The organism is Halochromatium sp., from assembly GCF_054919635.1.
The window spans coordinates 1-8550 of sequence record NZ_JBUDPI010000145.1; the positions used below are offsets into that span (position 1 = coordinate 1).

General features: G+C 61.8%; 7 protein-coding genes. All 7 read right to left on the bottom strand.

Going from position 1 to position 8550, the window contains the following annotated elements; all coding sequences use genetic code 11:
- Window positions 1-28: 28 nt before the first annotated feature.
- Window positions 29-1450: a sodium:proton antiporter NhaD gene (nhaD, locus tag ACY693_RS10235; protein WP_462321729.1), complete on the bottom strand. Its 1422-nt coding sequence runs from the start codon at window positions 1448-1450 to the stop codon at window positions 29-31.
- A 26-nt stretch (window positions 1451-1476) separates the two neighbouring features.
- Window positions 1477-2856, bottom strand: coding sequence for a V-type ATP synthase subunit B (locus ACY693_RS10240; protein ID WP_462321730.1), 1380 nt, complete (start codon window positions 2854-2856; stop codon window positions 1477-1479).
- A gap of 51 nt (window positions 2857-2907) precedes the next feature.
- A complete protein-coding gene (locus tag ACY693_RS10245) occupies window positions 2908-4704 on the bottom strand; it encodes a V-type ATP synthase subunit A (protein WP_462321731.1) in 1797 nt (598 codons plus the stop codon).
- Between the two features lie 5 nt (window positions 4705-4709).
- Entirely contained in the window at window positions 4710-5351 is a 642-nt protein-coding gene (locus tag ACY693_RS10250; RefSeq protein ID WP_462321732.1) for a V-type ATP synthase subunit E, read from the bottom strand.
- A complete protein-coding gene (locus ACY693_RS10255) occupies window positions 5348-5758 on the bottom strand; it encodes a V-type ATP synthase subunit F (RefSeq protein WP_462321733.1) in 411 nt (136 codons plus the stop codon). The genes ACY693_RS10250 and ACY693_RS10255 overlap by 4 nt, the downstream gene beginning before the upstream one ends.
- Window positions 5759-5798: 40 nt before the next feature.
- Window positions 5799-6254 (bottom strand): ATP synthase subunit C, encoded by a 456-nt coding sequence (locus ACY693_RS10260; protein WP_462321734.1) that lies wholly within the window; start codon window positions 6252-6254, stop codon window positions 5799-5801.
- An 88-nt stretch (window positions 6255-6342) separates the two neighbouring features.
- Entirely contained in the window at window positions 6343-8220 is a 1878-nt protein-coding gene (locus ACY693_RS10265; protein WP_462321735.1) for a V-type ATP synthase subunit I, read from the bottom strand.
- Between the last annotated feature and the right edge of the window lie 330 nt (window positions 8221-8550).

Sequence of the window (8550 nt, forward strand, 5' to 3'; positions counted from 1 at the left end):
TCGATGGCCGCTCGATGATGACAGCCGCTCAACCATTGACGGGTATCCCGAAGGTCCAGAAATTGACGATGAAGTGGACGATGATGCTGGCAAGGTAGCCCAGGGCGATGAATTTGGTCCACCGTAGGTGCTCGAAGAAGGTGTACATCCCCTTTGCCTGCCCCATCAGTGCGACACCGGCAGCGGAGCCGATCGACAAGAGGCTTCCACCGACGCCTGCAGTCAGGGTCACGAGCAGCCAATGCCCCTGAGACATGTCAGGGTTCATCGTCAGGACCGCGAACATCACCGGAATGTTATCGACGATGGCCGATAGGATGCCGACCATGGTGTTAGCAAAGACGGGGCCTACGTCGGCATAGGCAAAGTTGGAGACCAGCTCCAGATAGCCGATGAAGCCGAGACCACCGACACAGAGGATGACGCCGTAGAAGAACAACAGCGTATCCCATTCCGCGCGCGCAATCTTGTTGAAGATGTCGAACGGCATCGTATCCTCGAGCGTACCGGCCTTGACCGTCGACAGCTCGCCGCTAATGTAGAGGTAGTAGCTGAAGAACTTAAGATACGCGAGGCCGGTCATCATGCCCAGCACCGGCGGCAGGTGAAAGAAGCTGTGCACGCTAACTGCCGTGGCGATCGTGAGCAGGAACAGCAAGACGATGCGCTTGGCCCCGCGTTTGGTCTTAACCACCTCGTCGCTGGCGGGCGGGATCTCGTCGGAGATCGCCTTCTGCATAAAGTAGGCGGGCACCAGGTAGTTGACCAGTGCCGGAATGAAGAGCAGGAAGAAGGTCTGGAACGGCAAGATGCCTTTTTGCCAGACCATCAGGGTCGTGATATCGCCGAACGGACTAAAGGCGCCGCCAGCGTTTGCCGCGATGACAATGTTGATGCAACCGAGGGCGACAAACCGGGGCTTGTCGGCACCAACGGCCATGACCACCGCGCACATCAACAGGGCGGTGGTCAGGTTGTCGGCAACGGGTGAGATGAAGAAGGCCAGGAAGCCGGTCATCCAAAACAGCTTGCGATAGCTATAGCCGCTGCGGACCAGCCAGGCGCGCAACGACTCGAAGACAAGCCGTTCCTCCATGGCGTTGATATAGGTCATGGCCGCGAGCAGGAACAGAAAGAGCTCGGCGAACTCCATGATGTTGTGGTGCACCGCGTTGGCGACGGCGTGTGAGTCGCCGCCATGGCCGGTGTAGAAATAGGCGATCAGCACCCAGATCAGGCCGGCCGCTAAGACCACCGGCTTCGACTTGCGCAGATGCGTGAATTCTTCCGCCATGACCAGCCCATAGGCGATGACGAAGATGATGATCGCCGTGTAGCCGACCCAGTTACCGGTCAGGTCAATGTGTTGCCCAGCATCGGACGCGAATGCGAGCGACGACAGTGACAGCAGCAGCAGGCCGAACGCGAACTTGATTATGGGATGGTGCATGGATACTCCTCGATGGCTGAGTCGCGTCAGTCATTACCCTGATAGTATTTTGCCAGCTCGGTCTCGGAGAGGCGGGTGAGGGCATCGCGCGGGAAGGCGCTCATCAGTTCCCAGGCGAGGTTGAGTGTCGCCTCGATGCTGCGATCCTCTGACTCTCCTTGACCCACGAAGCGATGGTCAAAGTCATCGGCGAATTTCAGGTAGCGGCGGTCTCGCTCGGAGAGCTCGTCGGCGCCGATGATACTGGCTAGGTTGCGGGTTTCGAGCGCGCGTGCGTAGAGCGCGTAGAGCTGTGCCGCCACCTTCGGATGATCCTCGCGCGTGTCGTCCTTGCCGATACCGTCCTTCATCAGCCGTGAGAGGCTTGGTGAGATATGCACCGGCGGGTAGATGCCTTGGTTGTGCAATTCGCGCGAGAGCACGATCTGACCCTCGGTGATGTAGCCGGTCAGGTCGGGGATCGGATGGGTGATATCGTCGGACGGCATGCTGACGACGGGCATCATGGTGATGGAGCCATGGCGCTCGTGGATGCGTCCGCAACGCTCGTAGATCTCGGCCAGGTCCGAGTAGAGATAGCCTGGGTAGCCTTTTCGTGCCGGCACATCGCCCTTGGCCGTAGCGACCTCACGCAGGGCCTCGGCGTAGTAGGTCATATCGGTCATCACCACCAACACGTGGCGGTCAAGATCATAGGCCAGGTACTCAGCGACGGTCAGAGCGGTACGGGGCAGGGTCAGGCGCTCGACGGGCGGGTCATCGGCCAGGTTGACGAACATCACGACGTTGCGCAGCACGCCTGAGCTGGCGAACTCATCGCGGAAGAACTTGGCGTCCGCATAGCTGACGCCCATCGCCGCGAACACGATCGAGAAGCTCGAGTCCTCGTCCTTGAGCTTGGCTTGGCGCACGATCTGCGCTGCCAGCCGATTGTGCGGCAGACCTGAGCCGGAGAAGATCGGCAGTTTCTGGCCACGCACCAGCGAGTTCAGGCCGTCGATGGTCGAGATACCGGTCTGGATAAACTCGCGCGGATAGCTGCGCGCGGCCGGGTTGATGGCCGAGCCGCCGACGGCGCGGCGGATATTGGAGAGGATCGGCGGCCGCCCATCGCGCGGCTCGCCGAGACCGTTGAACTCGCGCCCCAGGATCTCCGGGGAGAGGGCGATCTCGACCGGCTCGTCGAGGAAGCGGACCCAAACGGCCTCGAGGTCGAGATCATCGGTACCCTCAAACACCAGGATCATCACTTCCTCGTTCGAGGCGCGGATCACCTGACCATCGCGCGTGCCACCGCGACCGTCTGAGATGCGCACGCGGTCGCCGAAGGCGACGCCGGGTGTATCGCGGACCAGGATCAGCCCGCCGCGAACCTCGCTGGCAGTTCGGTATTCTTTGATGCTCATGACAGGCCGTGCATGCTGCTAAGGACTGGATTCCGAGTGGAGAGGACGCGCTTACTCATCGCTATGCTGTTTCGCATACTGGACCCGGATGGATTCAAACGCGTCCTCGATCTCGCGGCCCAGGTCCGTAATGCTCGAGACCTGATCGCTGTTGTACATGGATTTACAGCGCCGCGCCTTGGCCAGCTGCGGCAGGTCTTGCAGGTGACTGACTGGCACACCGAGCTCGATCAGGATCATGCCCTTGTCATAGATCGATAGGGCCAGATCGAGCAGCGCGAACTGCTTCTGCGGAGAGCAGAAGGTGTCGACTTCATCAAGCGCACTCTGCTGTAGGACACCCTCCTTGATGAGTGATGCCCCCTCGAGCTGCCAGCGTTGCGCGTCCGAAAGCGCCTCAGGTCCGACCAGGTTAACGATGCGTGAGAGCTCGGCATCGCGCGCGAGCAGCGCCAGGGCCTCGGTGCGGCGCGCCTCCCATCGCCGGTCGACCTCCTTGTGCCACCACTCCGCCGCTGCGTGAACATGGGCGGAGAAGCTGGTGACCCAATCGATGCTGGGATAATGACGGGCGTCGGCCAGCTCCTTGGACAGCGCCCAGAAGGTCTCGATGATGTCCTTGGTATGGCTAGTCACCGGCTCCGAGAAGTCGCCGCCCGGTGGTGAAACGGCGCCGATCAGGGTCACCGAGCCGGGGCCTGCATCATAGGTCTCAACCCGGCCGGCGCGCTCATAGACCGCGGCCAGGCGCGACGATAGATAGGCCGGGTAGCCTTCCTCGACCGGCATCTGGCCGAGCCGGCCCGAGACCTCGCGCAACGCCTCAGCCCAACGGCTGGTGGAGTCAGCGAGCATGACCACGTCGTAGCCCATGTCACGATAGTACTCGGCCATGGTCAGGCCGACATAGATCGAGGCCTCACGCGCGACCACCGGCATGTTCGAGGTGTTGGCGACCAGCAGGGTCTTCTCCATCAGCATGCGGCCGGTGTAGGGGTCTTCGAGCTGCGGAAAGCTCTCGAGCACATCGACCAGCTCGTTGCCTCGCTCGCCGCAGCCGACATAGATCACGATATCGGCATTCGACCAGCGTGCAATCTGCTGTTGGACAACGGTCTTACCGGCACCGAAGGGTCCCGGCACGGCGCCTTTGCCACCCTTGAGCTGCGGGAAGAAGCTGTCGATGACGCGCTGGCCGGTGATCAGCGGCGAGACCCCGTCGTCACGTCTCAGATAGGGACGTGGCTTGCGCACCGGCCAGCGGTGGAACAGCCTCAGCCTGTGGCTATGGCCGTGCTTGTCGCGCAGATGGCCGATCGTGGCTTCGATCGCGTATTCGCCATAGGGCGCCAGCTCGGTCAGCTCACCCTCGAGTCCTGGTGGGACGAGGATCTTGTGCTGTACGGTCTCGGTTTCTTGCACCGTGCCAAGCACCGTGCCCGGGCCGATCTGCTGGCCAGGCTCGAGCTCCGGGTTTGGCTCAAACTCCCATTCTCGCTCCCGATCCAGTCCTGGCAGCGCCAACCCGCGTCGGATGTAATCACCCGACTTCAGGGCGATCTTCTCCAGCGGCCGCTGAATACCATCGAAGATGCCACCGAGCAGGCCGGGGCCAAGCTCGACCGAGAGCGGCCAGCCAAGCCCCTCGGCGGACTCCCCGGGGCGCACGCCATCGGTGCTTTCGTAGGTCTGCACGGTGGCCTCACGGCCATTGAGTGAGATCACCTCACCGACCAGCCCTAGCTCACCAATCTTGACCTGCTCGCCGCTGCGGATGCCCGGAAAGTCGATGGTCACAATGGGCCCGTTGATCTCGCGCACGAAGCCGAGTTTCTTACGCTCATTCATCTCGATCAGCCCCCGAAGATGCTGCCGGTCTCGAAGCCGCTCGGCACGAGCCGCTCCAGGATGACCTGCTGCAGTCGCGTCCGTAAGCGTGCCAAACGTCCTTCGAAGGTATTGTCGACGCGGATACGCCCGTCGCTGCTTTCAACCATGACACCGCCGAGGGTCTCAATCGGCTCATCGCCGAGCTTGGCCTGAGTCCCTGCGGGCAGTGAGCCCGTGATCTCGCTCCAATGCGTCTTCAGCAGCTTGAGGTCAGCGCTGTTCGCGCGGACCTCGACCTCTTCACGCTCCACCTCGGCAAGCGCTGCGCCGATGAGGCTGGTCAAGGTCTTGATGTAAGCAGCGCTGTCCTTGATGTAGAGGTGCATTTGGTCGGCAAGTCGCGCCTCCACATCGCGCACGAGGTTCCAACGCACCAAGTCGAGATGGCTCTGCAGCTTGAGCTCCTCGGCCTGGACTTGTTGCCGATAGGCACGATCGCCTAGGGTCTTGGCGATGGCCTCCTCGCGCTGCTCGCGCAGGCGCAGCCTTTCCGCAGCCTCGCGCAGGATGGTGTCGCGCGAGCGTTGCGCTCGCTCGCGATATTCCTTGGCCAGGCGTTCGGCGCGGGCCAGGATGGCGTTCTCGAGCTGATCTGCTTGTGTCACGTCGAGTCCTTGGTAGCGGTCGGTTGCATGAGGTTGGCCCCGCCGAACATGCTCGAGAGCCGGTCAGCGACCTCACTGCCCAGCCTCGGCGGTGCGGCGAGCTGCGGAACGGCCACGACGACGATGCGGCCGCCTTCGCGGCGGACGCGTTTTAGGTGCTCGACATCCATTTGCATCACCGCGTCATCGACGATCACAAAGGCCTTCTCACGTGCGGAGAGCAGCTCGCGAAACACGCGGTCGACCTCGTTTGGCTCCGGGTTCGGATAGGTCTCGAAACCGATCACGCTGAAGCCCTCGGCGAGGCCATCATCGCCAAGAAAGAGCATCCGCGTTGGCTGGGCTTGCGCGCCCGACGCCGCATGATGAAGGTCGGCTGGGCTGAGGTTGGGGTCGGTCTCGCTCATTCGGGGCTAGAAGCGTTAAGGGCGTGGTCTGCGTGGCCGTTCAAATCCGGTTCAGTAGCAGGATCGAGACGACCAAGCCGTAGATCGCGATACCCTCAGCAAGTCCGAGATAGATCAGCGTGCGGCCAAGATTCTCAGGCTTCTCGGTGATCGCGGCCAGCGAAGCTGCGCCGATGGGCCCGACGGCAATACCAGCACCGATCGTCGAGAGAGCCGTTGGGATGCCGGCGCCGATGATCGCGAGCCCCATGCCGGTGCTGATCTCCATGACGTCGACCTCAATGCCGTTGACCACCTCCTCTGCGAAGGCGTCGTTGATGCCGAGAACCAGCAGACCAAGTTGGGCTCCAACGAAGACGACGAGCTGTGTGCCCATCGCGGGGGCCGTCCAACGCGGCAATTGGAGCGGCCTGTTGGCCGGCCGCATCTCAAGCGCGATGCCGGTCAGAATCAGACCGATGATGGCGAAGGATATCAGTGCTACGAGCCAGTACATAGGTGAATTCCTCAGGGTTCGATAGTCGGAATAAAGGGGTCGGTTGTGGAACAAAAAACGTTGCGCAGTCGCGGTAGACACTGCCTCTTCAGGCGGGGCCACGGCGCAGCTTGAGCGGCGAGAATTCATGTCCATCACCGGAGAAGTAGCGAGAGAAACCCTCGTAATATTGGAGACGCATCACCTGGATCATCACGATGCCGCCCTCTAGCACCAACACGAAGACGTTGCCAAGGATCACAGTGACGATGTGGCCAGCGGGTCCCATCATCCCTGCAAGTGTCAGGACTGCGAGTGATAGCGCGGCGTGATTCAGACTGAAGGCGGCGACGCGAAGGAACGAGAGGGTGTTGGAGATGTAGCCAATCACCGTCTCCAAAGTTTCAATAAACACCACCAAGACCTTCTCGCCGATCGGCGCCTTCAGATGAGACCAGGCATAGCCAGCGAGCGCCATCAGCGCTCCGACGACCAAGACCAGCGGTACGGTGCCGAAGCTGCTGCGGGTGGCGATGCCGACGGCGCCCCAAATCAGTGCCAAATAGAACACCAGATTGACGAGGCCATGATGACCAAACACCGCCGCGGTGAGGTCTTTGACCGCGATCCGGTTGTAGATCGCCAATCCGCAAGCGATGGCAATGAACAGCACGCCGTAGCCTAGCGCGATCTTTAGCATCAAAATCGGGTGATGGATCGGGCTCAGCCAGAGCGCGGGCAGGATCTCCTCGTAGCCAAAGATGCTGCCATAGAGAACGCCAAAGAACATCGATGAGATGCCGGCCATGACGCCGAATCGATAGAAGCGACCGAGCTTTTCGCGGAACGCCCAGGCGAGGCCAGCGATGGCCGCGCCTTGGCCGATGTCACCGAACATCGATCCGAACATCAGCAAGAAGGTCAGAGCGAACAGCGGCGTTGGGTCGATCTCCCCATATTGCGGGATTCCGTATTGCTTAACCAGCATCGCGAACGGCGCCAGCAAGCGATTGTTCGAGGGTACCGTTGGCACCAGCGGGCGCTCGGCAGGCTTGGGGTCGCGGCTTTCGAGCTCGAATGGCATCGTCAAGCTAGCGCGCAGGCGTGCCCCCAGATCCTCGAGCGCGCGCGCCGGAACCCAACCGGAGACCACAGCGAGATGTCCAGCGCTGCGGATTGAGGGATCGAGCGTCACGAAGGGGGCAGCCATTAGCAGGGACCGCCGCGCAGAGAGGAGAAGCTCGCGGTGCTTTTGCGACCAGGCCTCGACCTCAGCGCTCAGGGCATCGCGTTGGGCCTGCAGCCGGTCGCGCTCGGCAGCCAGCTCATCGGATTTACGCTCTGGGCTGGCATCCTCGAGTCCCGCCGGGATCGGTAAGGGCTGAAAGCTCGCAGAGCTGAGCAGGGAGGCCAGCTGACTCTCTTGCTCACCGCGCGGTCCGACGATGACCACATGGGTGCTCTGATCACGCTCCAGAAAGGTGAAGAGCAGGTGGTCTGCTAGGGTCACGGCACCCTGCAGACGACTGACGTTCTCACGCGGCACGACGCCGACATAGAAGTCTAGGAATCGGGTCTTGGTGCGCAGCGCACCCAAGTCAATCTTCAGGTTGCTGAAGTTTTCCAGCGAGGCCTGCTGCTCGCGCACGAAGCGGTCCTGCTCGTCGATGCGCCGGAAGCCCTCCTCAAAACGAGACGCCTCGGCCCAGCGGTCATTGAGCTTGGCGTTGATTGCTTGCAGCTCGTCGAGCTCAATGACGCGGACCTCGTCGAGATTGGGCGTCTCCTCGACCGGCACGACCTTGGCAATCTTTTCGAGTCGAGCCAGTGCCTGTTGATAGACCTCTCGGTAGTTGTGCCCCGGGACACCGCTTAGCATTTGCTCCTGTGGCGGGCGGGTGTCCGGATGAAAGCTCTCGGTCTCTGCCAGGGTCAACGATGCCTGCGGCAGGTCGTCCGTGATCACCAACAACCGTGCATGCTTCATCGGCAGCGGTCGTAGTCTGATCTCACGCCAGACGTCGGCTGAAAGCAGCTGCCGCCAAGCACGCGCGATTTCCCTGGCTGCCTTGGACAGGAGCGGGCCGGCCTGGGCTGCAGCATTCCTAGCGTGAGGCTCCAGCTTCGCGAGCAGCGTTTGCACCAGGGACCATGCCGCTAGCAGTCGCAGCTTCAAGGTCGTTGTGAGCTGTTGTCTCGTGATTGGCATCTAAAATGGGTGCGGTAGCTGGAGCGAAATGGGTATCCCAGCCGCAGCCTCAGCGAGACATTTGCGCTGTAGCGATTTTCGGCCACCCGGACCCTGCACGCCAGAGCG

Excerpts from the sequence above, each read along its gene's own strand:
- ACY693_RS10260 (WP_462321734.1), bottom strand. The coding sequence starts at position 6,254 with ATGTACTGGCTCGTAGCACTGATATCCTTCGCCATCATCGGTCTGATT.
- nhaD (WP_462321729.1), bottom strand. The coding sequence starts at position 1,450 with ATGCACCATCCCATAATCAAGTTCGCGTTCGGCCTGCTGCTGCTGTCA.
- ACY693_RS10265 (WP_462321735.1), bottom strand. The coding sequence starts at position 8,220 with ATGAAGCATGCACGGTTGTTGGTGATCACGGACGACCTGCCGCAGGCA.
- ACY693_RS10245 (WP_462321731.1), bottom strand. The coding sequence starts at position 4,704 with ATGAATGAGCGTAAGAAACTCGGCTTCGTGCGCGAGATCAACGGGCCC.
- ACY693_RS10255 (WP_462321733.1), bottom strand. The coding sequence starts at position 5,758 with ATGAGCGAGACCGACCCCAACCTCAGCCCAGCCGACCTTCATCATGCG.
- ACY693_RS10240 (WP_462321730.1), bottom strand. The coding sequence starts at position 2,856 with ATGAGCATCAAAGAATACCGAACTGCCAGCGAGGTTCGCGGCGGGCTG.